Origin of the sequence: Pseudomonas sp. R32 (assembly GCF_009866705.1) — a bacterium.
Classification (GTDB): Bacteria; Pseudomonadota; Gammaproteobacteria; order Pseudomonadales; family Pseudomonadaceae; genus Aquipseudomonas; species Aquipseudomonas donghuensis.
Genome location: NZ_CP019396.1, coordinates 3,545,708 through 3,571,759, shown reverse-complemented (window position 1 = coordinate 3,571,759; position 26,052 = coordinate 3,545,708). Strand labels below are relative to the sequence as shown.

General features: G+C 57.9%; 25 protein-coding genes, 1 tRNA gene and 1 pseudogene. 22 read left to right on the top strand and 5 right to left on the bottom strand.

Features of this window, described 5'->3' with window-relative positions; all coding sequences use genetic code 11:
• Positions 1-321: 321 nt before the first annotated feature.
• From PspR32_RS16610 to PspR32_RS16580, 7 genes are all read left to right on the top strand, one after another.
• Positions 322-1,278: a sugar ABC transporter substrate-binding protein gene (locus tag PspR32_RS16610; RefSeq protein WP_159388909.1), complete on the top strand. Its 957-nt coding sequence runs from the start codon at positions 322-324 to the stop codon at positions 1,276-1,278.
• Positions 1,279-1,329: 51 nt separating this feature from the next.
• Entirely contained in the window at positions 1,330-2,880 is a 1,551-nt protein-coding gene (locus PspR32_RS16605; protein WP_036996269.1) for a sugar ABC transporter ATP-binding protein, read from the top strand.
• Positions 2,877-3,869: an ABC transporter permease gene (locus PspR32_RS16600; protein WP_036996268.1), complete on the top strand. Its 993-nt coding sequence runs from the start codon at positions 2,877-2,879 to the stop codon at positions 3,867-3,869. The genes PspR32_RS16605 and PspR32_RS16600 overlap by 4 nt, the downstream gene beginning before the upstream one ends.
• A 4-nt stretch (positions 3,870-3,873) precedes the next feature.
• On the top strand, positions 3,874-4,896 hold the full coding sequence (locus tag PspR32_RS16595) for a LacI family DNA-binding transcriptional regulator (protein WP_010222426.1): 1,023 nt from the start codon (positions 3,874-3,876) through the stop codon (positions 4,894-4,896).
• Positions 4,897-4,910: 14 nt separating this feature from the next.
• Positions 4,911-5,819 carry a ribokinase gene (rbsK, locus tag PspR32_RS16590; RefSeq protein WP_159388908.1) on the top strand — a complete coding sequence of 303 codons (909 nt, stop codon included), beginning with the start codon at positions 4,911-4,913 and terminating at the stop codon, positions 5,817-5,819.
• Entirely contained in the window at positions 5,816-6,220 is a 405-nt protein-coding gene (gene rbsD, locus PspR32_RS16585) for a D-ribose pyranase (RefSeq protein WP_159388907.1), read from the top strand. The genes rbsK and rbsD overlap by 4 nt, the downstream gene beginning before the upstream one ends.
• Positions 6,221-6,294: 74 nt before the next feature.
• Positions 6,295-7,266 carry a nucleoside hydrolase gene (locus tag PspR32_RS16580; RefSeq protein WP_374045212.1) on the top strand — a complete coding sequence of 324 codons (972 nt, stop codon included), beginning with the start codon at positions 6,295-6,297 and terminating at the stop codon, positions 7,264-7,266.
• On the opposite strand, the gene PspR32_RS16575 is transcribed toward PspR32_RS16580, so the two are convergent.
• Positions 7,238-7,447 (bottom strand): hypothetical protein, encoded by a 210-nt coding sequence (locus PspR32_RS16575; protein ID WP_010222421.1) that lies wholly within the window; start codon positions 7,445-7,447, stop codon positions 7,238-7,240. The two genes, PspR32_RS16580 and PspR32_RS16575, sit on opposite strands and share 29 nt — an antisense overlap.
• A gap of 191 nt (positions 7,448-7,638) precedes the next feature.
• On the opposite strand from PspR32_RS16575, the gene PspR32_RS16570 reads away from it, so the two are divergent.
• Positions 7,639-7,941: a hypothetical protein gene (locus PspR32_RS16570; RefSeq protein WP_010222420.1), complete on the top strand. Its 303-nt coding sequence runs from the start codon at positions 7,639-7,641 to the stop codon at positions 7,939-7,941.
• A 130-nt stretch (positions 7,942-8,071) separates the two neighbouring features.
• The gene (locus PspR32_RS16565) at positions 8,072-8,392 is read left to right on the top strand and encodes an I78 family peptidase inhibitor (protein ID WP_010222419.1); all 321 of its coding nucleotides are present in this window, start codon (positions 8,072-8,074) and stop codon (positions 8,390-8,392) included.
• A gap of 211 nt (positions 8,393-8,603) precedes the next feature.
• Here the strand turns inward: PspR32_RS16565 and PspR32_RS16560 are convergent, their stop codons facing one another.
• The 3 genes from PspR32_RS16560 to PspR32_RS16550 all read right to left on the bottom strand — a co-directional run bounded on the left by PspR32_RS16560 (position 8,604) and on the right by PspR32_RS16550 (position 9,513).
• Positions 8,604-8,816, bottom strand: coding sequence for a cold-shock protein (locus tag PspR32_RS16560; protein WP_007956027.1), 213 nt, complete (start codon positions 8,814-8,816; stop codon positions 8,604-8,606).
• Positions 8,817-8,976: 160 nt separating this feature from the next.
• Positions 8,977-9,273 (bottom strand): hypothetical protein, encoded by a 297-nt coding sequence (locus tag PspR32_RS16555; protein WP_010222418.1) that lies wholly within the window; start codon positions 9,271-9,273, stop codon positions 8,977-8,979.
• A 45-nt stretch (positions 9,274-9,318) separates the two neighbouring features.
• Positions 9,319-9,513: a hypothetical protein gene (locus PspR32_RS16550; RefSeq protein WP_145959287.1), complete on the bottom strand. Its 195-nt coding sequence runs from the start codon at positions 9,511-9,513 to the stop codon at positions 9,319-9,321.
• Positions 9,514-9,656: 143 nt separating this feature from the next.
• Between PspR32_RS16550 and thrS the strand changes: the two genes are divergently transcribed.
• From thrS to PspR32_RS26710, 10 genes are all read left to right on the top strand, one after another.
• Entirely contained in the window at positions 9,657-11,579 is a 1,923-nt protein-coding gene (gene thrS, locus PspR32_RS16545; RefSeq protein ID WP_010222416.1) for a threonine--tRNA ligase, read from the top strand.
• A complete protein-coding gene (infC, locus tag PspR32_RS16540; protein ID WP_174242331.1) occupies positions 11,579-12,130 on the top strand; it encodes a translation initiation factor IF-3 in 552 nt (183 codons plus the stop codon). Before thrS ends, infC begins: the two co-directional genes overlap by 1 nt.
• 60 nt (positions 12,131-12,190) lie before the next feature.
• Positions 12,191-12,385: a 50S ribosomal protein L35 gene (rpmI, locus tag PspR32_RS16535; RefSeq protein WP_009394045.1), complete on the top strand. Its 195-nt coding sequence runs from the start codon at positions 12,191-12,193 to the stop codon at positions 12,383-12,385.
• 29 nt (positions 12,386-12,414) lie between these two features.
• Positions 12,415-12,771 (top strand): 50S ribosomal protein L20, encoded by a 357-nt coding sequence (rplT, locus tag PspR32_RS16530; protein WP_010222414.1) that lies wholly within the window; start codon positions 12,415-12,417, stop codon positions 12,769-12,771.
• Between the two features lie 104 nt (positions 12,772-12,875).
• Positions 12,876-13,892 (top strand): phenylalanine--tRNA ligase subunit alpha, encoded by a 1,017-nt coding sequence (gene pheS, locus PspR32_RS16525; protein ID WP_010222413.1) that lies wholly within the window; start codon positions 12,876-12,878, stop codon positions 13,890-13,892.
• Between the two features lie 36 nt (positions 13,893-13,928).
• Positions 13,929-16,304, top strand: a complete 2,376-nt coding sequence (pheT, locus tag PspR32_RS16520) for a phenylalanine--tRNA ligase subunit beta (RefSeq protein ID WP_159388906.1) — start codon at positions 13,929-13,931, stop codon at positions 16,302-16,304.
• A 3-nt stretch (positions 16,305-16,307) separates the two neighbouring features.
• On the top strand, positions 16,308-16,610 hold the full coding sequence (gene ihfA / locus PspR32_RS16515) for an integration host factor subunit alpha (protein ID WP_002553164.1): 303 nt from the start codon (positions 16,308-16,310) through the stop codon (positions 16,608-16,610).
• Entirely contained in the window at positions 16,591-16,947 is a 357-nt protein-coding gene (locus PspR32_RS16510) for a MerR family transcriptional regulator (RefSeq protein ID WP_010222411.1), read from the top strand. The genes ihfA and PspR32_RS16510 overlap by 20 nt, the downstream gene beginning before the upstream one ends.
• 106 nt (positions 16,948-17,053) lie before the next feature.
• Positions 17,054-17,130: transfer RNA gene (locus PspR32_RS16505), tRNA-Pro, on the top strand.
• 551 nt (positions 17,131-17,681) lie between these two features.
• Complete coding sequence (locus PspR32_RS26710; RefSeq protein ID WP_232531746.1) at positions 17,682-18,032, top strand: hypothetical protein; 351 nt, start codon at positions 17,682-17,684, stop codon at positions 18,030-18,032.
• Positions 18,033-18,209: 177 nt separating this feature from the next.
• On the opposite strand, the pseudogene PspR32_RS26405 reads toward PspR32_RS26710, so the two are convergent.
• Positions 18,210-18,673: pseudogene (locus tag PspR32_RS26405) on the bottom strand (IS5/IS1182 family transposase); the annotation flags it as partial.
• Positions 18,674-18,905: 232 nt separating this feature from the next.
• Between PspR32_RS26405 and PspR32_RS16490 the strand changes: the two are divergent.
• Genes PspR32_RS16490 through drmB form a run of 3 tightly spaced genes read left to right on the top strand, consistent with a single transcriptional unit; the run spans position 18,906 to position 26,049 of the window.
• A complete protein-coding gene (locus PspR32_RS16490; protein ID WP_159388905.1) occupies positions 18,906-20,864 on the top strand; it encodes a UvrD-helicase domain-containing protein in 1,959 nt (652 codons plus the stop codon).
• 1 nt (position 20,865) lies between these two features.
• The gene (locus tag PspR32_RS16485) at positions 20,866-24,150 is read left to right on the top strand and encodes a helicase-related protein (protein ID WP_159388904.1); all 3,285 of its coding nucleotides are present in this window, start codon (positions 20,866-20,868) and stop codon (positions 24,148-24,150) included.
• Positions 24,151-26,049 carry a DUF1998 domain-containing protein gene (gene drmB / locus PspR32_RS16480; RefSeq protein WP_159388903.1) on the top strand — a complete coding sequence of 633 codons (1,899 nt, stop codon included), beginning with the start codon at positions 24,151-24,153 and terminating at the stop codon, positions 26,047-26,049.
• The last annotated feature ends 3 nt before the right edge of the window (positions 26,050-26,052 follow it).

Genomic DNA, 26,052 nt, shown 5'->3' with positions numbered 1-26,052 from the left:
CTGGCTGGAGTTTGCTGTGTAACGCGCTCAAGGGAGCAGGTTTCATACCAGAACTGCCGTCCGTCGGTTTTCATCTTGATTCTATTGATTTTCATGGGCTTAGAAGAGTCGGTGATGCGCGGACGGAGCATTTTCCTATTCGGAATTCCGAATATTGTGTACAAGAGGTGTTCGGTTTTCCGGTTGTTTTTAGGATAATTCCTACGAGCACTGACCAGGTGGTCTCCGGCAGCGAATTTGACAAAACCGGGTGACGTTCTCATAGTGAGTTAACGCAAACGTTTGCGACCCGATAAAAATCATAAGATCCGGAGTAAACCCATGAAGCTGCCCTTTGCTGGACGCCTGCTGGCGCTCGCCGTTCTGTCCTCGCTGACCCTCGCCACCCCCTTTTCCCAAGCCCTGGCCGACGAAGCCAAGCCCAAAGTCGCGCTGGTGATGAAGTCGCTGGCCAACGAATTCTTCCTGACCATGGAAGACGGCGCCAAGGCCTACCAGAAAGACCACGCCAATGAATTCGAACTGGTGTCCAACGGCATCAAGGACGAGACCGATGCCGGCAACCAGATCCGTATCGTCGAGCAGATGATCGTCTCCGGGGTCAATGCCCTGGTCATCGCCCCGGCCGACTCCAAGGCCCTGGTGCCGGTGGTGAAAAAGGCCATGGACGCTGGCATCACCGTGATCAACATCGACAACCGCCTCGACCCCGGGGTGCTCAAGAGCAAGAACCTCAGCGTGCCGTTCGTAGGCCCCGACAACCGCAAGGGCGCACGCCTGGTCGGTGAATACCTGGCCAAGCAGAAGCTCAAGGCCGGTGACCAGGTCGCCATCATCGAGGGCGTCTCGACCACCACCAACGCCCAGCAGCGCACCGCCGGCTTCAAGGATGCGATGCAAGCGGCGCAGGTCAAGGTCATCTCGGTGCAGTCGGGCGACTGGGAAATTGCCAAGGGCAATGCCGTCGCCGCCGCCATGCTCAACGCCAACCCTGACCTCAAAGCCCTGCTGGCCGGCAACGACAGCATGGCCCTCGGTGCGGTTTCCGCGGTGCGCGCAGCGGGCAAGGCCGGCCAGGTGCAGGTAGTCGGTTACGACAACATCAACGCCATCAAGCCGATGCTCAAGGATGGCCGCGTGCTTGCCACCGCCGACCAGTACGCCGCCAAGCAGGCAGTGTTCGGCATCGAGGCGGCGCTGAAGATGCTCAAGGGCGAAAAAGCCGACGTCGACGCCGACAACGTCATCCAGACGCCGGTCGAGCTGGTCACCCACTAAGTAGTCGCATGATGGGCGTCCGCCGTGCGGCGGGTGCCAGGAGAACAGGCAATGTCAGCGACTGCGGATGTCGTACTTTCAGTCAGCGCGATCGGCAAGACCTACGCCCAGCCGGTGCTCGGCGATATCGACCTGAGCCTGCGCCGGGGCGAAGTGCTGGCCCTGACTGGCGAAAATGGCGCGGGCAAGAGCACCCTGTCGAAGATCATCGGCGGCCTTGAAGTGCCCACCACCGGGCAGATGCTCTATCAGGGCCAGCCTTACCAACCGGGCAGCCGCGCCGCCGCCGAGCGGCTGGGCGTGCGCATGGTCATGCAGGAACTCAACCTGCTGCCAACCCTGACCGTGGCCGAGAACCTGTTTCTCGACAATTTGCCCGGACGTGCCGGCTGGATCAACCGCAAGCGCCTGCGCCAGCTGGCGGTGGCGGCCATGGCCCAGGTCGGCCTGGACGCCATCGACCCGGATACCCCGGTCGGCGAGCTGGGCATCGGCCATCAGCAGATGGTCGAGATCGCCCGCAACCTGATCGGCGACTGCCATGTGCTGATCTTCGACGAGCCCACGGCGATGCTTACCGCCCGCGAGGTGGAACTGCTGTTCAGCCAGATCGAGCGCTTGCAGCAGCGCGGCGTCGCCATCATTTATATCTCCCATCGCCTTGAAGAACTCAAGCGTATCGCCCAGCGCATTGCCGTGCTGCGCGATGGCAAGCTGGTGTGTGTCGAGCCGATGCAGCGTTACAACAGTGAGCAACTGGTCAACCTGATGGTCGGCCGCGAGCTGGGCGAACATATCGACCTGGGCGTGCGCAACATCGGCGCGCCGATCCTCAAGGTCAACGGCCTGACCCGCAGCGACAAGGTCAAGGATGTCTCGTTCGAGGTGCGCAGCGGCGAGATTTTCGGTATCTCCGGCCTGATCGGTGCCGGGCGCACTGAGCTGCTGCGGCTGATCTACGGCGCCGACAGCGCCGACAGCGGCAGCCTCGAGCTGGGCAGCCCGTTGCGCCCGGTGCGGGTCGACTCACCTGTGGCTGCGGTGCGCCAGGGCATTGCCCTGATCACCGAAGACCGCAAGGGCGAAGGCCTGCTGTTGAGCCAGTCGATCAGTGCCAATATCGCCCTGGGCAACCTGCCGGCGATTTCCCGCGCGGGCGTGGTCGACAAAGGTGCCGAGCGCGAACTGGCCGAACGGCAGATCGCCGCCATGCGCATCCGCAGTTCCAGCCCCGAGCAGGTGGTCGGCGAGTTGTCGGGCGGCAACCAGCAGAAGGTGGTGATCGGCCGCTGGCTGGAGCGCGACTGTTCAGTGCTGCTGTTCGACGAACCGACCCGCGGCATCGACGTGGGCGCCAAGTTCGACATCTACGGCCTCTTGGCCGAACTGGCGCGCCAGGGCAAGGCGCTGGTGGTGGTGTCCAGCGACCTGCGCGAGCTGATGCTGATCTGCGACCGCATCGGCGTGCTCAGCGCCGGGCGCCTGATCGACACCTTCGAGCGCGACAGCTGGACCCAGGACCAACTACTGGCCGCGGCCTTTGCCGGCTATCAGAAACGTGATGCGTTGCTGCATGAAGCGGCGCCCAGGACAACCCCATGAAAACCACGCAACTGGACACCGCCGCCCCGAGCGCCAAGCGCAGCGGCACCTACTTTGGCCTGGGTACCTACCTGGGCCTGGCCGGCGCCTTGCTGGCGATGATCGTACTGTTCTCGTTTTTGAGTAGTCACTTTCTGTCGTACGCCACCTTCAGCACCCTGGCCAACCAGATTCCCGATCTGATGGTGCTGGCGGTGGGCATGACCTTCGTGCTGATCATCGGCGGCATCGACCTGTCGGTGGGCTCGGTGCTGGCCCTGGCCGGGTCGGCGGTCAGCGTGGCGATGCTCGGCTGGGGCTGGAGCGTGATGCCCGCGGCCCTGCTCGGCATGGCGGTGGCGGCGCTGGCCGGCAGCATCACCGGTTCGATCACCGTGGCCTGGCGCATCCCGTCGTTCATTGTTTCCCTCGGCGTGCTGGAAATGGCCCGGGGCATGGCCTATCAATTGACCGATTCGCGCACCGCCTACATCGGTGATGCCTTTGCCTGGCTGTCCAACCCCCTGGCCTTTGGCGTGTCGCCGTCGTTCCTGATTGCCTTGCTGGTGATCATCCTCGCCCAACTGGTACTCACGCGCACGGTGTTCGGCCGCTACCTGATCGGTATCGGCACCAACGAAGAAGCAGTGCGCCTGGCCGGTATCGATCCGCGCCCCTACAAGATCCTGGTGTTCTCGTTGATGGGCCTGCTCGCGGGCCTCGCCGCGCTGTTCCAGATTTCCCGCCTGGAGGCCGCCGACCCCAATGCCGGCTCCGGCTTGGAGTTGCAGGTGATCGCCGCGGTGGTGATCGGCGGCACCAGCCTGATGGGCGGGCGCGGTTCGGTGATCAGCACCTTTTTCGGCGTGCTGATCATCTCGGTGCTGGCCGCAGGCCTGGCGCAAATCGGCGCCTCGGAACCGACCAAGCGCATCATCACCGGGGCGGTGATCGTCATCGCCGTGGTCCTCGACACTTACCGCAGCCGGCGCGCGCGCAGGCGGAACTGAAACAATGGCTACCATCAAAGATGTCGCGGCACTGGCGGGGATTTCCTATACCACCGTGTCCCATGTACTGAACAAGACCCGCCCGGTCAGTGAGCCGGTGCGCCTCAAGGTCGAGGCGGCCATTGCCGAGCTCGACTATGTGCCCAGCGCCGTGGCCCGCTCGCTCAAGGCGCGCAGCACCGCAACCATCGGCCTGCTGGTGCCCAACAGCGTCAACCCGTACTTCGCCGAACTGGCCCGGGGGATCGAGGACGGCTGCGAGCGCAACGGCTACTGCGTGATCCTCTGCAACTCCGACGACAACCCGCAAAAGCAGCGCAGCTATCTGCGCGTTCTGCTGGAAAAGCGCATTGATGGCCTGATCGTCGCCTCGGTCGGCGAAGACCGCGACCTGCTCGACAGCCTGGCCAGCGTGCGCACGCCGATGGTCATCGTCGACCGCGCCCTGGAGGGCGTGGCCGCCGACCTGGTACGCATCGACCATGAGCAGGGTGCTTACCTGGCCACCCGGCACCTGCTGGACCTGGGCCATCGCGACATCGCCTGCATCGGCGGCCCGGCCAGCACCAGCGTTGCCCAGTTGCGCCTGGCCGGTTTCCATCGGGCGCTGGCCGAGGCCGGCGTTACTCCACGTCAGGACTGGCTGCTGAGCAGCGATTTCACCAGCCTCGGCGGTTATGCCGCGGCGGCGCTGCTGCTCGAAGGCGAGCGGCCGACGGCGATCTTCGCTGGCAACGACATGATCGGCATCGGCGTATTGCGCGCCGCTGCCGAACGCAACATCTGCGTGCCCAGCGAGCTGTCGGTGATCGGCTTCGACGATATCCAGATCAGCCAGTACGTGTTCCCGGCGTTGACCACCGTCGGCCAGTCGATCCGCGAGCTCGGTGAAAACGCCGCCGAACTGCTGCTGCGGCGTATTGCCGAACCGCTGCGCGGCGCGCCGGAGCAGCGCATTGTCGCGCCGAGCATCGTCCTGCGTGAGTCGACTGCGCCGCGCCCCGACCTTTTCAATGATTACCGCTGAGAACGAGCCCGCACATGCACGCCAATGTAGTAGTGGTAGGTAGCCTGAACATGGACCTGGTAACGCGCGCCCAGCGCTTGCCGCGCGGCGGCGAAACGCTGGTGGGTGAAACCTTCGTCACGGTGCCCGGTGGCAAGGGGGCCAACCAGGCGGTGGCGGCGGCGCGCCTGGGGGCGCAGGTGGCAATGGTCGGCTGCGTCGGTGACGATGCCTATGGCCAGCAATTGCGTCAGGCCCTGGCCGATGAACAGATCGACTGCCAGGCGGTGGGCGTTGCTGCCGGTGTGTCCAGTGGCGTGGCGCTGATCGTGGTGGACGCCGCCAGCCAGAACGCCATCGTCATCATTGCCGGTGGTAACGGCCAGTTGCTGCCCGAATCAGTGCAGCGTTTTGATGCCTTGCTGCAACACGCCGATGTGATCATCTGCCAGTTGGAAGTGCCCATGGCGACCGTCGCCTACACCCTTGAACGGGGCAGGGCGCTGGGTAAAACCGTGATCCTCAATCCGGCGCCCGCCAGCGGCCCGCTGCCGGTCGAATGGTTTGCCAGCATTGACTACCTGATCCCCAATGAAAGCGAAGCCGAGGCCCTGAGCGGTGTGCCGGTCACTGACCTGGAAAGCGCCAAGGTTGCCGCCACGCGCTTGTTGGCATTGGGTGTGGGCAAGGTGATCGTCACCCTGGGGGCCCAGGGTGCGTTGTTTGCCGATGGCCAGGCGTTCAGGCATTTCCCCGCGCCGGTGGTGCAACCCGTGGACACCACGGCGGCCGGCGACACCTTTGTTGGCGGTTTCGCCGCGGCCCTGGCGCGCGGCGAAGAGGAGGGCGCAGCCATCGCCTTCGGCCAGCGCGCGGCGGCGCTGTCGGTCACCCGCGCCGGTGCGCAGCCTTCGATTCCACACTTTGCCGAGCTGCAGCCATGAAGAAGACCCCGTTGCTCAACATCGCCTTGTCGCGCCTGGTTGCCTCCCTTGGCCATGGTGACATCCTGCTGATCGGCGACGCCGGCCTGCCGGTGCCGCCGGGGGTGGAACTGATCGACCTGGCGTTGATGCCGGGTGTTCCTGATTTCGCCAGCACCCTGCGGGTGGTGCTGAGTGAAATGCAGGTCGAAAGCCACGTGCTGGCGAACGAAATCCTCCAGCATCAGCCGCCGGGCCTGGCAACGGTCGAACAGTTGGCGGCCCAGGGCGAGTTGGGCGCCCGGCGCTTGCTCAGCCATGACGAGTTCAAGCAGTTGAGCCGCAGCGCCCGCGCTATCGTACGCACCGGTGAGTGCCAGCCCTACAGCAACATCGCGCTGGTTGCCGGGGTGACCTTCTAGCGCTTTTCCCTCTGACCATAAGGACGTGTCTTATGTTGAGCTGTGCCAAACGATTGCTCCAAGGAGTACTGCTAATGTCCATGCTGTCGGCTGGCGCCCAAGCCGCGCCCATTGACCTGATTATTGATACCGACCCTGGCGCCGATGATGTGGTGGCGCTGTTCCTGGCCATGGCTTCGCCTGATGAGTTGAAAATCCGCGCCATCACCACTGTGGCGGGCAACGTGCGCCTGGAAAAGACCTCGCGCAATGCCCGCCTGGCCCGGGAGTGGGCCGGGCGCGAAGAGATTCCGGTGTATGCGGGGGCGCCCAGGCCGCTGCTGCGCACGCCGATCTACGCCGCCGACATCCACGGTGAAGAAGGTTTGCCCGGTGTCACGGTCAGCGAGCCGCAGAAGGGGCTGGCCAACGGCAATGCGGTGCGCTACCTGATCGACACCTTGAGCAGCGCCAAGCCGCACAGCATCACCGTGGCCATGCTCGGGCCGCAGACCAACCTGGCCCTGGCGCTGATCGAGGCGCCAGAAATCGTCAACGGCATCAAGGAAGTGGTGGTCATGGGCGGTGCCCACTTCAACGGCGGCAATATCACCCCGGTGGCCGAGTTCAACCTGTTCGCCGACCCCCATGCTGCCGAAGTGGTGCTCAAGAGTGGGGTCAAGCTGACCTACCTGCCGCTGGACGTCACCCACAAGGTGCTGACCAGTGAGGCCCGGCTGAAACAGATCGCCAGCCTGAACAATGCGGCCAGCAAGCGCGTGGTGGATATTCTCAACGCCTACGTCAAGGCCGACATGAAGCACTATGGCATCCCAGGTGGGCCGGTGCATGACACCACGGTAATCGCTTACCTGCTTAAGCCCGAACTGTTCACGGGTCGCCAGGTATTCATGCAGGTCGACAGCCGTGATGGGCCGACCTTTGGCCAGACCATCACTGACTGGTACGGGGCCTTGAAGCAGCCGGCGAACGTCACCTGGATCGCCGATGGCGATGCCCAGGGCTTTTTCGACCTGCTCAGTAGCCGCCTGGCGCGTCTGCCGTAGCCGTATGGGCGTAACGTTCGAAGACCTGGTCGATGTAGCTGCGTGCGCCGTCGTGGCCCAGGTCTTTGACCAGCAGGTCGACCGCGATCAGCATCAACTCCTCGGCGCTGGCCGGGCTGTAGGCGCTCTGGCCCTCGGGCCATTTGACCTTGATGTCGGCATCGATGGTGTGGCTTGTCATGATCAATCTCGAAAGAAAACTGCGCGCGCTGTCGGTTCAAATGCCGGGCCCTGGCGTTTGAAGGGGAGGCTGGCCTGCGCTCCGCCGATGTTTGCAGTAAATCATGGGCGCCACCTGCCGCGCACTGCGACTTAGGCATAAGCACAGGGTCGTGGCAAACTAACGGTGTTTTAGCTTGCCGGGACAGCGCAGTGCAGATCGATTTGACCAACCCCAACGACTTTACCCTCGACAACGTGCGGGCCCTGCTGGTGGCCGGAAATGGCGCGGTACACAATCAGCTGCGGGTCAGTCGCGCCGGCATTGCCTGGTTGTCCCAGGTCACCGGTGGCCGTGAGCTGGACGGCCTGGCCTTTCGTCTGGAAACCTGGGCTGCGGGCTCCGGTTGCGTCGGCCCGCAAGTGGCCGACGACGAGCGCTGGATACGGCAGGTGTACAACGCCCTGAAGAATAACTGGCCGAAACCTGCCAGTGATTACATCGATCTGTATTGAGATCGTGCAAAATCCGGTCACGATTGCACTTGGCCCTGAGCGCTCTGGCTCGGGCACAATGGCGCGGTTTTGCAACAAAAAACCAGGAGTGCTGTCACATAGGCAGCATTCAAGTATTTAAGGAGGATTCATGTTCCGCACGCGTGCATCATTGGCAAGCCTGTTGGCTGTCGCCGTACTGGCAGGTTGCAGCAGCACGGGTGGCTCTTCGTCGAAGGCCCCGGAAGACGTTGCCGCCAATACCGATGGCCGTTGCCAGGCCAGCGGCGCCGAGTTCGCCATCGGCAAGCCGGCCACCCCCGAGTTGCTCGAGCAGGCGCGTAAAGCCAGCGGCTCGCAACTGGCCCGTGTGCTCAAGCCTCACGACGTCATGACCCTGGAGTACCGCTCCGAGCGCCTGAACCTCAACGCCGACGAAAAAGGCGTGGTTACCCGCGTGAACTGCGGCTAACACAGTCTCTGTGGGAGCAACTGTCTGTGGTGGGAGCGGGCTTGCCCCGCGATGAGGCAGTGCGGCTGACACATCAGGTGGCGCCTGGATTACGGTCGCTTCGCGCCCGATCGCGGGGCAAGCCCGCTCCCACAGAGAAACGCCCTTCAGCCCCAAAATACAGGCACAAAAAAACCCGCCACAAGGACGGGTTTTTTTATTCGGTCAGATCTTACTCTGGACGAACTTGTGCAGCCTGCATGCCCTTCTGGCCTTTTTCGGCAACGAAGGAGACAGTCTGGCCTTCCTTCAGGCTTTTGAAACCGTCGGTTTCGATAGCCTTGAAGTGAACGAACAGGTCGTCGCCGCCACCTTGTGGAGTGATGAAGCCGAAGCCTTTCTCATCGTTGAACCATTTTACGGTGCCGGTTTGGCGATTAGACATGGGTGTATCTCCAGGAAACATGATTTTCAGTAGTGCGGTGTTGCCGAGGCCAACAGGGTGCACGCCGACCATCATAGTCTAATTATGGGCTTGTAGCCCCTTTTACCTTCGCAGAATGCTGATCTGGAGCAAATTAGCGATGGATAACTGGCGAAAGGCCCTATTTTTTCGGGCCGCAGACCGCTGCAATATTTTTTTGCGCGCGTTCCATTACCGCTGCATCTACGCCATCCTGCAGGGTATCCAGGTCCTTGATCTCCTTGTCGCTGAGATTTTTTTCGAGCACGTCTCCGGCGCATTTGCAGTGCTGTTCGGCTTTATCCTGTGCCAGGCCTTGCTTCTGCGCCTGCGTTACGCAGGTCGTCTGGTAGTTGGCGGGTAGCTTGCCGGCATGGGCTCCCAGCGGCAGCAGCAGGGCAGATGCAGCCGCCAGGGCCAGAAGAGACTGAAGTCGCATAACCAACACTCCTTGGGGTCGAGTCTCACAAGAGTAGGACGCTTCTCAAACTCTGAGCGGAAAAAATCCGCGCAAGTTCACCGCCAAGGCATATTTTCCGAATATTTCTGCCCAGCCGGTCAATCTGCCCGCAATCGCCCGAAAGCTTTGTGCTAGCATGCGTGGCTTGAGCTCGCCGCCGGCTTTTTCTTGCAGCTTGCGGCTTGCAGCTCCCAACTGTTTTTTTACTATTCCAGTCACTCTGGTTCGTTCCCTGGCAGGCCTTCGGGCTTCTGCCACTGTGAGGCAGGCTTTGCTTGTGCAAAGACAGGGGCGGATCGCGTACTGGCTCATCCCAACCCACGTGACCTTTGGTAGGGGTCACCACTAGGAGAGGAGGCGCCATGCCCATTATTACTCTTCCCGATGGCAGTCAACGTTCATTCGACAAGGCAGTTTCGGTTGCCGAAGTCGCCGCATCCATTGGTGCGGGCCTCGCTAAAGCCACCGTCGCCGGCAAGGTCGACGGCAAGCTGGTCGACGCCTGCGACCTGATCGAAAACGATGCCAGCCTGCAAATCATCACGCCCAAGGACGAAGAGGGGCTGGAGATCATCCGTCACTCGTGCGCCCACCTGGTCGGCCACGCGGTCAAGCAGCTGTACCCGACTGCGCGCATGGTCATCGGTCCGGTCATCGACGAAGGCTTCTATTACGACATCGCCTACGAGCGTCCTTTCACGCCCGAAGACATGGCGGCGATCGAGCAGCGCATGCAGCAGCTGATCGACACCGAATACGACGTCATCAAAAAGGTCACTCCGCGCGCCGAAGTGATCGACGTGTTCAAGGCCCGCGGCGAAGACTACAAGCTGCGCCTGGTCGAGGACATGCCGGATGAACAGGCCATGGGCCTGTACTACCACGAAGAATACGTCGACATGTGCCGCGGCCCGCACGTGCCGAACACCCGTTTCCTGAAATCCTTCAAGCTGACCAAGCTGTCCGGCGCCTACTGGCGCGGCGACGCTAAAAACGAGCAGCTGCAGCGCGTGTACGGCACCGCCTGGGCCGACAAGAAGCAGCTGGCTGCTTACATTCAGCGCATCGAAGAAGCCGAAAAACGCGACCACCGTAAAATCGGCAAACGCCTGGGCCTGTTCCACCTCCAGGAAGAAGCGCCGGGCATGGTGTTCTGGCACCCGAACGGCTGGACCCTGTACCAGGTACTGGAACAGTACATGCGCAAGGTGCAGCGCGAGAACGGCTACCTGGAGATCAAGACTCCGCAGGTTGTTGACCGTTCGCTGTGGGAAAAGTCTGGCCACTGGGCCAACTACGCCGACAACATGTTCACCACCCAGTCGGAAAACCGCGACTACGCCATCAAGCCGATGAACTGCCCATGCCACGTGCAGGTGTTCAACCAGGGCCTGAAGAGCTACCGCGAGCTGCCGCTGCGTCTGGCCGAGTTCGGTGCCTGCCACCGTAACGAGCCGTCGGGTGCGCTGCACGGCATCATGCGTGTACGTGGCTTCACCCAGGACGACGCGCACATCTTCTGCACCGAAGAGCAGATGCAGTCCGAATCCGCCGCGTTCATCAAGCTGACCATGGATGTCTACGCCGACTTCGGCTTCAAGGACATCGAAATGAAGCTCTCGACCCGCCCTGAAAAGCGCGTCGGTTCCGATGAGCTGTGGGATCGCGCCGAAGCCGCACTGGCCGCCGCCCTCGACAGCGCCGGCCTGCCGTACGACCTGCAGCCGGGCGAAGGTGCCTTCTACGGGCCGAAGATCGAGTTCTCGCTGAAGGATTGCCTGGGTCGCGTCTGGCAGTGTGGTACCCTGCAGCTCGACTTCAACCTGCCGATCCGTCTGGGCGCCGAATTCGTCTCCGAAGACAACGGCCGCAAGCATCCGGTGATGCTGCACCGTGCAATCCTCGGTTCGTTCGAGCGTTTCGTCGGAATTCTCATCGAGCATTACGAAGGTGCATTCCCGGCCTGGCTCGCGCCAACCCAGGCGGTGATCATGAATATCACCGACAAGCAGGCCGAATTCGCCCAGAATGTTGAAAAAACTCTCAATGAAAGCGGGTTCCGTGCCAAGTCCGACTTGAGAAATGAGAAAATCGGCTTTAAAATCCGCGAGCATACTTTGCTCAAGGTCCCTTACCTTTTGGTTATAGGGGATCGCGAAGTCGAAACGCAAACCGTCGCTGTGCGTACTCGTGAAGGCGCTGACCTGGGCTCGATGCCCGTCGCTCAATTCGCTGAATTCCTCGCTCAAGCGGTTTCCCGGCGTGGTCGCCAAGAATCGGAGTAATTACTATTAAGCGTGAAATGAGAAACGATAAACGAGCTGCACCGAAGGCCCCGATCAACGAGAATATCTCGGCACGCGAGGTTCGGTTAATTGGCGCTGACGGCGAGCAGATTGGCATCGTCTCGATTGATGAAGCGCTTCGTATCGCTGAAGAAGCGAAGCTGGACCTGGTAGAGATCTCTGCCGACGCAGTACCGCCTGTCTGCAAAGTCATGGACTACGGCAAGCACCTCTTCGAAAAGAAGAAGCAAGCCAACGAGGCCAAGAAGAATCAGAAGCAGGTCCAGATTAAAGAAATCAAGTTTCGTCCAGGGACGGAGGAGGGGGATTACCAGGTAAAACTACGCAACCTGGTACGTTTCCTGAGTGATGGGGACAGGGCCAAGATTTCCTTGAGATTTCGCGGTCGTGAGATGGCCCACCAGGAGCTGGGTATGGAACTGTTGAAGCGGGTCGAAACTGACCTTTTGGAATACGGTTCCGTCGAACAGCATCCTAAGATGGAAGGACGCCAGCTGATCATGGTCATCGCACCCAAGAAAAAGAAATAACCACCAGGGCACGGCAGGCCTTGCGGTTATGTTTATCAACTGAATGCGGAGTATCCGAACATGCCAAAAATGAAAACCAAAAGCGGTGCAGCGAAGCGTTTCTTGAAAACCGCTTCGGGCTTCAAGCACAAGCACGCTTTCAAGAGCCACATCCTGACCAAAATGTCGACCAAGCGTAAGCGTCAACTGCGTGGTAGCAGCCTGCTGCACCCGTCGGACGTTGCAAAAGTCGAGCGCATGCTGCGCGTACGTTAATTTCGGTCAAAGATTAGAGGAAGTTACTCATGGCTCGTGTAAAGCGTGGCGTCATCGCTCGTAAGCGTCACAAGAAAATTCTGAAACTGGCTAAAGGCTACTACGGCGCTCGCTCGCGCGTATTCCGTGTTGCCAAGCAAGCGGTCATCAAGGCAGGCCAATACGCCTACCGCGACCGTCGTCAGAAAAAACGTCAGTTCCGCGCTCTGTGGATCGCTCGTATCAACGCTGGTGCGCGTATCAACGGTCTGTCCTACAGCCGCCTGATCGCTGGCCTGAAAAAAGCGTCGATCGAAATCGACCGCAAGGTTCTGGCCGATCTGGCAGTGAACGAAAAAGCGGCGTTTGCTGCGATTGTCGAGAAAGCTAAAGCCTCGCTGGCTTAAGTACCCCCGACAATCACCCGGTGTCATTTCCGGCACCTGGTGTTAAACGTCTTAATAGGGGAAGAGCCTGCGCTCTTCCCCTATTTCGTATCTGGAGTCTGTACATGGAAAACCTGGACGCGCTGGTCTCCCAAGCCCTGGAGGCCGTGGAACGCGCTGAAGACATCAATGCCCTGGAACAGATCCGGGTGCACTTCCTTGGCAAGAAAGGCGAACTGACCCAGGTGATGAAGACCCTGGGCAATCTGCCTGCCGAAGAGCGGCCAAAGGTTGGCGCGCTGATCAACGACGCCAAGGAACGCGTCACCGAGGTCCTCAACGCGCGCAAGGCGGCGTTTGAAGAGGCCGAGCTCAGCGCCCGTCTGGCTGCCGAGTGCATTGATGTAACCCTGCCGGGCCGTGGCCAGACCTCCGGTGGTCTGCATCCGATCACCCGTACCCTGGAACGCATCGAGCAGTTCTTCACCCACATCGGCTACGGCATCGCCGAAGGCCCTGAGGTCGAAGACGACTACCACAACTTCGAAGCGCTCAACATTCCCGGCCACCACCCGGCCCGGGCAATGCACGACACCTTCTATTTCAATGCCAACATGCTGCTGCGTACCCACACCTCGCCGGTGCAGGTGCGGACCATGGAGTCCACTCAGCCGCCCATCCGCATTGTCTGCCCGGGCCGCGTTTACCGCTGCGACTCGGACCTGACCCACTCGCCGATGTTCCACCAGGTCGAAGGCCTGTTGATCGATCGCGACATCAATTTTGCCGACCTCAAAGGCACCATCGAAGAATTCCTGCGGGTGTTCTTCGAAAAAGAACTGGCGGTGCGTTTCCGTCCGTCGTTCTTCCCCTTCACCGAGCCATCGGCTGAAGTCGATATCCAGTGCGTGATGTGCAGCGGCAAAGGCTGCCGTGTGTGCAAGCAAACTGGCTGGCTGGAAGTCATGGGCTGCGGCATGGTTCACCCCAACGTGCTGCGCATGTCGGGCATCGACCCCGAAGAGTTCCAGGGCTTTGCCTTCGGCATGGGCGCCGAGCGCCTGGCCATGCTGCGTTACGGCGTCAACGATTTGCGCCTGTTCTTCGACAACGACTTGCGGTTCCTTGCGCAATTTCGCTAGGTCGCGCACCCGTAACGAATCTTTCAGGAGAGCAGGATGAAATTCAGTGAAAAGTGGCTGCGCGGTTGGGTCAACCCGCAGGTATCCCGTGACGATCTGGTCGCCCGTCTGTCGATGGCCGGCCTTGAGGTCGACAGCGTCACCCCGGCCGCCGGCCAGTTCAGCGGCATCATCGTCGGTGAGGTGCTGAGCACCGAACAGCACCCCGATGCCGACAAGCTGCGCGTGTGCCAGGTCAGCAGTGGCAGCGAGACCTTCCAGGTAGTGTGCGGCGCGCCTAACGTGCGCCCTGGCCTGAAGATCCCCTTTGCCATGATCGGCGCCGAACTGCCGGGCGACTTCAAGATCAAGAAGGCCAAGCTGCGTGGCGTTGAATCCAACGGCATGCTCTGCTCGGCCGCCGAGCTGCAGATCAGCGAAGAAAACGACGGCCTGCTGGAGCTGGCTGCCGACGCCCCGGTTGGCGAAGACATTCGCGTGTACCTGGACCTGGACGACGCCAGCATCGAGATCGGCCTGACCCCGAACCGTGGCGACTGCCTGTCTGTAGCTGGCCTGGCGCGTGACGTCGGTGCCTTGTACGACGTAGCGGTGACCCGTCTGCAAGTGCCGGCCGTTGCCGCCGCCCACGACGAAGTGCGTCCGGTTGAAGTGCTGGCGCCAGCGGCCTGCCCACGCTACCTGGGCCGCGTTATCCGTAACGTCGACCTGTCCAGGCCGACCCCGCTGTGGATGGTCGAGCGTCTGCGTCGTTCCGACGTGCGCAGCATCGACGCTGCCGTCGACATCACCAACTACGTGATGCTCGAACTCGGCCAGCCGATGCACGCCTTCGATCTCGCCGAAATCAACGGCGGCATCCGCGTGCGCATGGCTGAAGAGGGCGAGAAGCTGGTATTGCTGGACGGCCAGGAAGTTACCCTGCGTCCCGACACCCTGGTGATCGCCGACCACAGCCGCGCCCTGGCCATTGCCGGCGTGATGGGTGGCGAGCACAGTGGCGTTGCCGCGGGCACCCGCGACCTCTTCCTCGAGAGCGCCTTCTTCGAGCCGATCTCCGTTGCTGGCAAGGCACGCTCCTACGGCCTGCACACCGATGCCTCGCACCGCTACGAGCGTGGCGTCGACTCGCAACTGGCGCGCGAAGCCATCGAGCGCGCAACCGCTCTGCTGCTGGAGATCGTTGGCGGCGAAGCGGGCCCGGTAATCGACGTGACCAGCGAAGCGCACCTGCCCAAGGTCGCACCGATCACCCTGCGCGCCGAGCGCCTGAGCCAGATGCTGGGCATGGAAATGGCCAGCGCCGACGTCGAGCAACTGCTCAACGGCCTGGGCCTGAAAACCACCGCCGGGGAAGGGCAGTGGCAGGTCGAAGTACCTAGCCATCGCTTCGACATCAGCCTGGAAGTCGACCTGATCGAAGAACTGGCGCGCCTGTACGGCTACAACCGCCTGCCGGTACGTTACCCGCAAGCGCGCCTGGCCCCGCAGGCCAAGGCCGAAGCCCGTGGCGACCTGCCAGCGCTGCGCCGCCTGCTGGTGGCCCGTGGTTACCAGGAAGCCATCACCTACAGCTTCATCGACCCGAAACTGTTCGAACTGTTCAGCCCGGGCGTCGAGCCGCTGCTGCTGGCCAACCCGATCTCCAGCGACATGGCGGCCATGCGTGCCTCCCTGTGGCCGGGCCTGGTCAAGTCGCTGCAGCACAACCTCAACCGTCAGCAAGACCGCGTGCGCCTGTTCGAAAGCGGCCTGCGCTTCGTCGGCCAGCTGGGCGACCTCGAGCAGCAGCCAATGCTCGCCGGTGTCGTCTGCGGCAGCCGCCTGCCGGAAGGCTGGGCAAACGGTCGCGACAGCATCGACTTCTTCGACGTCAAGGCTGATGTCGAGGCGCTGCTGGGCTTCTCCGGCTCGCTGGCCGAGTTCAGCTTCGTGCCAGGCAAACATCCGGCGCTGCACCCGGGCCAGACCGCACGCATCGAGCGTGACGGTCGCGAAGTCGGCTACCTGGGTGCCATCCACCCTGAGCTGGCCAAGACCCTGGGCCTGGACCGTCCGGTGTACGTCTTCGAGCTGGTCCTGGGTGAAGTGGCCGAAGGCCGCCTGCCGAAGTTCAGCGAGCTGTCGAAATTCCCGGAAGTGCGTCGTGACCTGGCCTTGGTGGCAGGACGTGATGTTGCTTCGAGCTCGGTGCTTGAAGTAATTCGTGACAATGCAGGCGAATGGCTCACGGACCTCAGGCTGTTTGATGTTTATCAGGGTAAAGGCATTGATCCTGATAGAAAAAGCCTGGCCGTCGGCTTGACCTGGCAGCATCCATCGCGCACTCTTAATGATGAAGAGGTGAATACTGCAACCCAGAACATCCTCACCTCGCTCGAACAAAGGTTGAACACCACGTTAAGGAAATAGCGTATGGGTGCTCTGACGAAAGCTGAGATGGCCGAACGGCTGTACGAGGAGCTGGGCCTGAACAAGCGCGAGGCCAAGGAATTGGTCGAGCTGTTCTTTGAGGAAATCAGGCACGCTCTAGAAGACAACGAGCAGGTCAAATTGTCCGGATTCGGCAATTTCGACCTGCGCGACAAGCGCCAGCGGCCGGGCCGTAACCCCAAAACCGGGGAAGAAATCCCGATCACGGCACGTCGGGTTGTCACCTTTCGTCCAGGGCAGAAGTTGAAAGCCCGAGTTGAGGCCTATGCTGGAACCAAGTCATAACGACGAGCTTCCGCCGATTCCAGGCAAACGCTACTTCACCATTGGTGAAGTGAGCGAGCTTTGCGCGGTAAAACCGCACGTGCTCCGCTACTGGGAGCAGGAATTCCCGCAACTCAACCCGGTAAAGCGCCGCGGTAACCGGCGGTACTATCAGCGCCAAGACGTGCTGATGATCCGCCAGATCCGCGCGCTGCTGTACGACCAAGGCTTCACCATCGGCGGGGCGCGCCTGCGCCTCTCTGGCGACGAAGCCAAGGACGACACCACCCAGTACAAGCAACTGATCCGGCAGATGATTGTCGAGTTGGAAGACGTGTTGGTGGTGCTGAAGAAGTAACCCTTATCGGGCCCGGAATTTTGGAAAAAATGCTTCCATAATTCAAAAGGTTAGGGTACATTCTTCAACGTTCTCAGCAACAAGGGGAACATGCTTCAAGCCCAGTCGGGGCGTAGCGCAGCCCGGTAGCGCACTTGCATGGGGTGCAAGGGGTCGAGTGTTCGAATCACTCCGTCCCGACCATTATTTAGAACGACTAAGCCACCTTCGGGTGGCTTTGTTGTTTTTGGGGTAGGGCACTTTTGGGTGAATTGGCTTTGTTCAATATCCCGATCTTCTGCTCAAAATAGTCAATGCTGGTCCTCGTGAAGCAGTGGCTCACATCGTATTTGTCGCCTCTATCAACTGGTAAGCCCGTCGTCTGAGTTGTGGTTGCGGATGCTCCCGTTCTTGTGATTAACCTTGATGAAAGGCCTGAGGTTCTTGGGCATCAAGGTGCCGGGGTAATCTGAAATCAGTCGGTATCTATTTGTTTTTGCTAGTAAATAATTATTTGGTCAACTTGCTTGGAATACCAGTTGGAACGCCGCGTGGTCTGGATTTCGATGGACGGTGCTGTTCGAGCTACGCGCCATAAATGAATTGGCATCGAATCTATAAAAATGGTCTTATAAAATCTAACTATTGGATGTCGTTTGTCGAATTTATGCATCTAATTTTCGGATGCCGCCGCACTGATAGATTTCAACATTCGCCAGTGCTACCTCAGTCCTTAATTGAACGAACGTAATTACATGCCAGACAACTACGGCGAGCCGCGTTGGCAGTTTGCTACCAGCCAGCAGTCGGGGCGCTGTGCCAGCAGATCGTTGAGCAATTGCGCCACCGCCATCAAGGCCGAGGGCATTGGTGAACCGGAGCTGATCCAGGGTGAATTGGATGCCGTGCAGGCAGACCTGCGGCCTGATTTGGCCTACGCGGAACTGCGCAACAGCTACGAGCAGGTGTTCGCCAGTGCTAGGCTCAACTTGCTGCTGAGCACCTTGCCGTCCAATGAGCTTGGACAGGCGGCAATGCGGGGCTTGGCCGGGGAGGACTCATCGCGCTGGTTGGCGAACAGTTGGTACTCCGCCTTCAGCGCCTGAAGTCGTTTGGTTCAGTCGATCAATCTTCGTCTCCTGTCGCGACACTGTTCCCGCGGTGTGTCTGGCCGCTGCAAGGTCATTTTGCGTGGTAATGATGTCGCACGGCTATGGTTCTACTCTGGTCTGAATTTGCTGGACGATTGAATAGACGGTATCGGCAGTAATTGCCCCGCCCTCCTAGGTTCTGTACGAAAAGAGATGTCGCAAACACCGCATGGAATAAGCCACTGAGACCATGGCGGCATAATTTTTCGCGAGCTTATCGAAGCGTGTCACGATCAGGCGGCTCTCTTTTCGCCAGCCAAACATGCGTTCGACGATGTTGCACTGCCGGTAATTGGGCTGATCAAACAGTCTTGGTAAGCCAAGCTTGGGCTTGCGCTTCACTGAGCTCCGAGGGGTGACGGATTGCATTCGACATTGGTCCCAGTCGTGGCGTAACCCTTGTAGGCAAGCAGCCATTTGCAGCGCTTGCGAGGGCGGCCGCGTTGGCTCGGTGGAGCGCTGACCTCGTCCAGCAGTGGTTGTGCGTAGCTGATGTCACTGGCTTGACCTCCAGATAGGAAGAAGCATAACGGTGTGCCGTTGGTTTCGCAGAACATGTGGATTTTGGTTTGGTGCATGAATCGCTTACGCATTAGCATCTACTGCTGGCCTTTTGCTTCATTTCAGGTCAGCCTTACGCACCTAAAAAATCGGATTGACCTGCTTAAAGAACCGCCTAGCGCCTCTGCGCACATCACTTAGGTGGTGGGGGGAAACGTGCCATTTGGCTGCTCCACGATGATCTGGCTCACTACATAAACGACGAATCTAAAATGAGAGCGAGGCTGCGTCCTAATTGAGACTCTCTTAAGTAGTCAAGGAAAACGCATGAAGCTTGATCTTGATGTAGAACAAAAGGAAGTCGTTGAAGCACCACCCAGCCAGTGGATGCTGGTCAACGCAGGGCCGGGCACCGGGAAGACGCAGGTTTCTGCCCTCAGACTAGTTCACCTGTTGCACCACGGACTGAATCCCGGACAGATCCTCGTGCTGAGCTTCTCTCGTAGCGCAGTACACACCTTATCTCGTCGCCTCGAGCGCATGAGCCTTTTAGATGAAAGCATTGCCGAGGATGTACGGCATCTTACCATTCGCACCTTCGACGCATGGGCATTCCGAGTATTAAGGCAGAGCGGTAGTGAAACAAAGTCTCTTCTAAATCGCTCTTACGATGAAAATATTATAGATGCTACCAGCCTTCTAAAAGATGATGACGCAGAGGAAATGCATAGTCGTCTTAGGTCTATCCGCCATGTCATTGTTGACGAGTTTCAGGACTTGCCAGGTGTGCGCGCCGACTTGGTCCTAGCCCTTTTGAAACGACTGAACGACGGTGCCGCTGATCCAGTTGGCTTTACAGTACTTGGTGATCCTGCACAGGCAATATATAGATTTTCGGAGCGAGCGCTTGGCAATGCTCCACCTGAGGACCCATGGCTGAAATTGAAACGTAGTTTTGCGCGTGGCCTGAAAGAAATCGAGCTGGCTCGCAACTATCGCGCAACTCCTTTACTCGCGACGCAGACAGAACTCTTACGAAGCGTTCTCCGTAATGATGGTCTGGATGGAGGCGAAAAATTGCAAGCACTCAGGGATCATCTAGAATCCTTGCCAATGAAGGAGCCCGGGACAAAAATCGGACCGGAATGGCTGACGCAATTACCTGACGGCTCAGTGGCAATTCTGACGCGAACTAACGGAGAGGCCATCCTATTGGTGCAGATGCTAATGGGAAAAGACCCTGGCGCCCCAACAACGCCTGTCGTTTTGCGACTGGCCGGTCAACCACGTTCCATACCAGCTTGGATCGGGGGATTACTGAGTCAACTAAAGGTCGCGAAATTAACGTTCACTATTTTTAAAGCAGTTTATACCAGTGCACTTTCCCGTCTCGGGTCCGAGGGAGGGATCCATCTACGTTTACCCACCTTAGTCATCTCATGGCAGCGACTTTTGAGGGTTAGCGGTGGCTCTGATACCGATACCTCAATAGACATGCAGAGTTTGAGAGATCGATTGGCTTGGCCGGATACCTGTCAAGAAGATCAGCTGGATGAGCAAGAACCAAGGGTATTTGTTACCACGATTCACCAAGCTAAAGGTATGGAGTTCGATCACGTGGCCTTGCTCGAAGTTCGGCCTTCGCGGAATAATGAAGCCGAAGAAGAGAAGGAGTCAGACCCCCAAGAAGAGGCGAACGTTAGCTTTGTAGGCATAACGCGTGCGGCTCAGAGCATTGGGCGACTAGCTGCAGATTGCATTTGGACGCCACCCTACGAATACAAGCTGCCGAGCAAAAGAAAGCGTTATGTGTCACGGATAGGAATGATCAACATTCAATTAGGCCTATCAGGTGATATTGAACCGAATTCATTTGTGTCAACGCAATTACTTGGTAATGACGAAGCGGTAAGTGAGGTTCAGGCACTCCTCATGAAACGAGGAAAAACGCTTTGTGGCCGAAAAATTGAACTTCGAAAAAAAGACGCAGAAATAGCTGTTGGCTTACGGTATGGAATTTTTCTGCTGGAAGATGATGGTAGTGAGTCGTTGATCGGATTGACGACTAAACAATTCACATTAGATCTGTTGGACTTGCTGAAAAAAGATAATCTCAGACCCCCATTCAAGCTATATAATCTACGGATTTCTGATGTAGTCACCGTCACGGCGCCTATTCGTGCCGATGACGCTATTCCGGAGCCGTGGCAAAGCAGTCGTATTTGGCTTGGTGTTACCCTATCAGGTACTGCAGCATTCAAAAAAATCAAACGCAAAGGCGCCTGACATGAAAGAAAAAAATAACCGGAAGCAGGCGGCACGCAGCGCTTTGTTGGAAATGACCTCTGCGCTCTTGTGCGGTCCACTTCAAGTCGATGAGATACTTACATCCGCGCCTGTGGACACCTATCTGACTGGAATACTCTGGCCAAGGGGAACTCTTGTCGGAGCGGAAGCAGATGACGACGATGTGCCACATGACGCTAGAAGCGGAGAGGCAGGAAGTACCTCGGATAATGAGCAAGGGATACCGGGATACCGCGCTATTCGACCTTGCTCGATTGGGATGACATTGTCAGTAAATCAGCGTGTCTCTTTAAAAGTTTCACTAGGTCAGACAGCTCGCTACGTCCCTGTCGACATGAGTGTTGAATCTGAGCAGAAAGAGAGAACTGAGGGAACGACTTTCGATACTAAAGAATCACGGCGCTGGGCTCGAAAAGTTCTTGGCTACTCAGTTCTAATACCAGCAGACCACGCGCCAGGAGACCATACCCTGAATGATTTTCTGGACGATTCGGGAAATCCTATTAGGGACCTCCGTCTTTCTTTACGAATGCGCCTACGGTGTAGGAACGGTCAGTCGGTTTTTACATTCACCTTGGTCAATGAAGAACAGGACAATACAGATACGCTTCGCGATACCAACTGTCTGTTTCAGTCAGAACTGATAGTGCATGCAGTCGAGGGAGAAAAAGGGGCCATTCAGCCCCGCGCGTTTGCAGAAATTGAGGAAGCGGATGAAGACGCGCTGTGCAATGCCTTGCTGTATCGGAATGTCCATGAATATGCAGTCGGTCATGGTATCGCTACTGTCTGGGATGAGCCAAATGGTCTACTAGTTAAGGAGGTTCGGACCGCTTGGCTGCCAATCACCAGCGTCCGCGGAACAAGTCCCAGTGGGCACGCACTGCTGAAGGGTTTCGTTGCGAACCATCCAGATGGTCTGAAAGCATCCTTTCTTGGCCAGGAAGGCAAACGCAGCATAGTTTTACATTCTCTCGAGTCGTTTGTTAACAGCTACCAGCTATGGATAGAGTCAGTGCTGGTACCAAACATCACCATTATTGAGGGGCAACTGGGTAGAGCTGCTGCGATCAATCTAGAGCGCTGTAAGTCTGTTCATCAACGCATGCAGCAAGGTCTGATAATGCTGCACGAAGATTCTGCTGCTTGGTCTGCATTTGCCTTGGCCAATCAAGCGATGGACAAACAGTCGCGCTACCCATCAAAGGAAGATCAAGCTAGACCTCTGGTCTGGCGACCGTTTCAGCTCGCGTTCATGCTGCTGGTTTTGCCGGGGATTGTGAATCCGGATCGAGAAGACCGTTCATGCATGGATCTTTTGTGGTTTCCAACTGGTGGTGGCAAAACCGAAGCCTATTTAGCCTTGACGGCCTTCCAGATTTTTCATCGCCGCCTCATCAGCCAAGTAGCAAGAAAGCAGGGAGGAGTAGATGTTTTAATGCGCTACACACTCCGGCTTCTGACCGTGCAACAGTTTCAACGTGCAGCAGCATTGATCCTTGCATGTGAAACCATGCGTAGTCTGGACAATCGCCTAGGCGTTGCGCGAATCAGCCTTGGGTTGTATGTGGGGGACGGTAGCACACCAAATAGTATGGAAAAGGCGCGTACGGTGCTTGAAGAAGAGCGCCTTGGACAAAAGCCTGTATCAACCCCTCGACAGCTGCTGCGCTGCCCAGCTTGCGGTAAAGATCTGCTCGCAAGCGCCTTCCGAGCTCATCCGTCGGAACCGCGGATTGATATTGTGTGCGAGAACAAATCATGTGAAACAAAAGGGTGCACGATACCTGTTCTTACAGTCGATGAAGCTATATTCGCATCACCGCCCTCGCTTTTGATCGGTACCATCGATAAATTTGCCCAGATACCTCGCTCTTCAAAGATGAGGCCTTTATTTGGACTGGATGGCGGAGAACCTCCAGGCTTAATTATACAAGACGAACTCCACCTGATATCAGGACCCCTTGGGTCCATGGCAGGGTTGTACGAGACAGCCATCGACATGCTTTGCACTCGAGGTACCGTTGGACCAAAAGTAATTGGGTCTACAGCTACTATTGGCAAAGCGGCATCCCAGGTGCGCGCGCTATTCGATCGCAACGTTTTGCAGTTCCCCCCTCCAGGCTTCGACGCTGATGACTCCTTTTTCGCCGTTCGAGATACCGTCGGTGCAGATCGCCTTTACGTCGGGCTACCCTCTGCGGGGAGAAGTCCCAAGTTTGCGTTACAAGCTATTATGGCCGCATTGCTGCAGTCGGCACACACGCTGGTAGAGCGGGGGAGCACTGACTTTGAGTCAATCGATGCTTATTGGTCCTGTGTAGCTTATTTCAATAGCCTTAGAGAGCTGGGTGGGGCCCACGTCCTCATGCAGGACGACGTACCTCGTCAAATGAACTTTCTTGCCACAAGGCTGGGTGTTTCCCCTCGACCACTTGAGAGCCAGCCAGTCGAGCTCAGCAGTCGCAAATCTTCACGTGAATTACCCGGAGTCTTACAGGCCCTATCTGCGACGCTACATGATTTCCATGAAGCATTGGCCCAAGGTGAATTCATGGACCAGCCAGAAGATACCGTGCTTGCATCCAACATGATTTCTGTGGGTGTAGACGTGCCTCGGCTTGGCTTAATGGTCGTTAATGGGCAGCCAAAATCCACTGCAGAATATATTCAGGCAAGCAGTCGGGTGGGACGAAACGGACCAGGATTGGTCTTCACGCTATACAACTTTAGCCGACCTAGGGATCTGTCTCACTTCGAGCACTTTCGGGCCTATCACAGCGCTCTGTATCGAAGCGTTGAAGCAACCAGTGTGACGCCATGGGCACCTAGAGCTCAAGATAAAGCCTTGCATGCAGTTGTGGCCTCAGTGATTCGACATCTTGTTCCTGGTATGTCGGGCGATGAGGATGCGCTGCGCTTCGATGGCGACGCTCCAGAAGTACATGCGTTGTTAGACCGCATCCTTACTAGAGCATCAGATGCCACAGAGGGAACCGAAGAAAATTCGACTCTGGCTGGGCTGCAGGGGATTATCAATCAGTGGGAATCACAAGTTTCCAATACTAAGGCTGCTAACAGGAAGTTGTTGTACTGGAAAAGACGAGCTCCGTTCGGCCGTTCGTTGCCACACCTAATGTGTTCAGCTGAAGAAAGCACTGGCGCAGCAGGTCAGGCTTGGCCAACACCGGGCTCGATGCGAGAAGTGGAGCCATCGTGTGCCTTTGTGCTGAAGTCCATTGCTCCCAAAGTCAGAGATCAGTAAATGGCCATTTTCAAGCGGACAGAAAAGCAATCTAGCAATTCGACATCGGTCTCTCCGGGCAATCCTGGAGTGGAGCCTGTAGGCCGTATTCGTCGCTCGCAACTGATTTCGACATACGGAGTGGGAGCGATTGTCGACCTTGAAAAAGGCTCCTACATGCCCATGGGGCTTGAAGATTGGGATCGAGCGACCAGTGCGCCAGCATTATCTATCAGTGAGGATCGTTTACAAATTCTACTGGGCGTTGATCATTTCCGTTTGGCTCCCATTGCAGAAGACCTACTGCCGACACGCCAGGTAGATCCTAAACACGCTGTACCTGTCATACGTTTTCCCAAGTGGCATCAATGCCCGAAATGTCTTCGAATTGGCAAAGAGGGGCAGCCATTTGAGTTGGCGGCAAATGGTTCTGAGCTGGAGTGTCGAGGACACCCTAAACCACTACTCACGACACCTGTACGCTTTGTAGTCGCATGCGCCAAGGGGCACATTGACGACTTTCCTTGGGAGTGGTGGTCTCATCGTCGTCGAGAAAGCGCTTGTGATCGCCCTACCCTTGAGCTCAAGTCGGATGGTAAGTCCGCTGCATTGGCTGACATTTATGTCCAATGCAAAAATTGTGGCGCAAGAGAGTCCCTAGGTGATGCTTTCCGACCTGAAGCCATGAAAGGTCAGAGCTGCCGCGGAAGTCGTCCTTGGCTGCACGACCGACAAGATGATTGTGATGCCCCACCTAGGGTCATCCAGCGCGGCGCGTCCAACGTGCACTTCCCTGTTGTAGCCTCCGCTTTGTCTATTCCGCCTGCATCTGAGGCGGCCTTTCAAATTATCGATGATCAGTGGCTTGCTCTGGGCGCATTGCCGGAGGAAGCCGTCATCCCCGCCTTGGCCGGTATTGCCAAGTCTTTAGGGGTGGACTTATCGATTTTATTGATCGCATACAGGGCAAAGCAGAAGCTACTCGAAGGTGCCTCAGAAAGAACTGAAATCAGTTCACGGCGAGAGGAGTACGAAGCGCTATCAAGCGACTGTAATCATGGCGCCTTCGCTGGGATAATGCCGCAGTTTTGTAACCAGGTAAAAGATGCTCCGGATTCCCTTTCGAAATGGTTCGATATCGTCGGTGCCGTATCTCGTCTACGAGAAGTACGTGCGTTAGCAGGATTCACGCGAATAGAACCCTATCCGGTCAGCCCGGAAAATATTCGGGACGCGCTAAACAGGGGGGTGATTTCACCGTTATCTAAGACTCCTAAAAAATGGCTGCCTGCCACAGAAATCCGCGGCGAGGGAATTTTTTTAAGGTTTCGAACAGCTGCAATTGATGAGTGGATCAACGACAATCGGAATGTCCAAGATCGAATTAAAACGCTAGAGCACCGCTCAGCAACTATTGCTTCAGAACGGAACTATGAGCGAGATTACACAATTACAGCTCGACTGCTTCTGATTCATTCTTTCGCACACGCGATGATTCGGACAATTTCAATTGATTGTGGCTACTCATCATCTTCATTGCGCGAGCGTTTGTACGTAAGCGAGGCTGATGGTGCGCTGGGCCCTATGAACGGTGTTTTGATATACACGGGTTCTCCCGACTCTGAAGGGAGTCTTGGGGGGCTAGTACGACTCGCGGATCCCACTCAGCTGACTCGGGTGATAATGAAGTCAATTCGATCCGCACTTTGGTGTGGCAGTGATCCGGTGTGTTCGGAAACCGAGCCGGAGCAGTCAGGTGACAAAGTTAGCGGTGCAGCCTGCCACTGCTGTCTTCTAGTTCCAGAAACCGCCTGCGAAAAGTTCAATAGAGAGCTTGATCGTACAATGTTGGTCGGCTCGGCACATCCCAAAGAAAATGGAGGCTGGCTAGGCTTCTTTTCAGATAAAAATGTGGAGTGAGTA

Bases quoted from the DNA above. Each gene is read 5' to 3' on its own strand.
- PspR32_RS16610 (WP_159388909.1), top strand. From the start codon at position 322: ATGAAGCTGCCCTTTGCTGGACGCCTGCTGGCGCTCGCCGTTCTGTCC.
- PspR32_RS16605 (WP_036996269.1), top strand. From the start codon at position 1,330: ATGTCAGCGACTGCGGATGTCGTACTTTCAGTCAGCGCGATCGGCAAG.
- PspR32_RS16600 (WP_036996268.1), top strand. From the start codon at position 2,877: ATGAAAACCACGCAACTGGACACCGCCGCCCCGAGCGCCAAGCGCAGC.
- PspR32_RS16595 (WP_010222426.1), top strand. From the start codon at position 3,874: ATGGCTACCATCAAAGATGTCGCGGCACTGGCGGGGATTTCCTATACC.
- rbsK (WP_159388908.1), top strand. From the start codon at position 4,911: ATGCACGCCAATGTAGTAGTGGTAGGTAGCCTGAACATGGACCTGGTA.
- rbsD (WP_159388907.1), top strand. From the start codon at position 5,816: ATGAAGAAGACCCCGTTGCTCAACATCGCCTTGTCGCGCCTGGTTGCC.
- PspR32_RS16580 (WP_374045212.1), top strand. From the start codon at position 6,295: ATGTCCATGCTGTCGGCTGGCGCCCAAGCCGCGCCCATTGACCTGATT.
- PspR32_RS16575 (WP_010222421.1), bottom strand. From the start codon at position 7,447: ATGACAAGCCACACCATCGATGCCGACATCAAGGTCAAATGGCCCGAG.
- PspR32_RS16565 (WP_010222419.1), top strand. From the start codon at position 8,072: ATGTTCCGCACGCGTGCATCATTGGCAAGCCTGTTGGCTGTCGCCGTA.
- PspR32_RS16560 (WP_007956027.1), bottom strand. From the start codon at position 8,816: ATGTCTAATCGCCAAACCGGCACCGTAAAATGGTTCAACGATGAGAAA.
- PspR32_RS16555 (WP_010222418.1), bottom strand. From the start codon at position 9,273: ATGCGACTTCAGTCTCTTCTGGCCCTGGCGGCTGCATCTGCCCTGCTG.
- thrS (WP_010222416.1), top strand. From the start codon at position 9,657: ATGCCCATTATTACTCTTCCCGATGGCAGTCAACGTTCATTCGACAAG.
- rpmI (WP_009394045.1), top strand. From the start codon at position 12,191: ATGCCAAAAATGAAAACCAAAAGCGGTGCAGCGAAGCGTTTCTTGAAA.
- rplT (WP_010222414.1), top strand. From the start codon at position 12,415: ATGGCTCGTGTAAAGCGTGGCGTCATCGCTCGTAAGCGTCACAAGAAA.
- pheS (WP_010222413.1), top strand. From the start codon at position 12,876: ATGGAAAACCTGGACGCGCTGGTCTCCCAAGCCCTGGAGGCCGTGGAA.
- pheT (WP_159388906.1), top strand. From the start codon at position 13,929: ATGAAATTCAGTGAAAAGTGGCTGCGCGGTTGGGTCAACCCGCAGGTA.
- ihfA (WP_002553164.1), top strand. From the start codon at position 16,308: ATGGGTGCTCTGACGAAAGCTGAGATGGCCGAACGGCTGTACGAGGAG.
- PspR32_RS16510 (WP_010222411.1), top strand. From the start codon at position 16,591: ATGCTGGAACCAAGTCATAACGACGAGCTTCCGCCGATTCCAGGCAAA.
- PspR32_RS26710 (WP_232531746.1), top strand. From the start codon at position 17,682: ATGCCAGACAACTACGGCGAGCCGCGTTGGCAGTTTGCTACCAGCCAG.
- PspR32_RS16490 (WP_159388905.1), top strand. From the start codon at position 18,906: ATGAAGCTTGATCTTGATGTAGAACAAAAGGAAGTCGTTGAAGCACCA.
- PspR32_RS16485 (WP_159388904.1), top strand. From the start codon at position 20,866: ATGAAAGAAAAAAATAACCGGAAGCAGGCGGCACGCAGCGCTTTGTTG.
- drmB (WP_159388903.1), top strand. From the start codon at position 24,151: ATGGCCATTTTCAAGCGGACAGAAAAGCAATCTAGCAATTCGACATCG.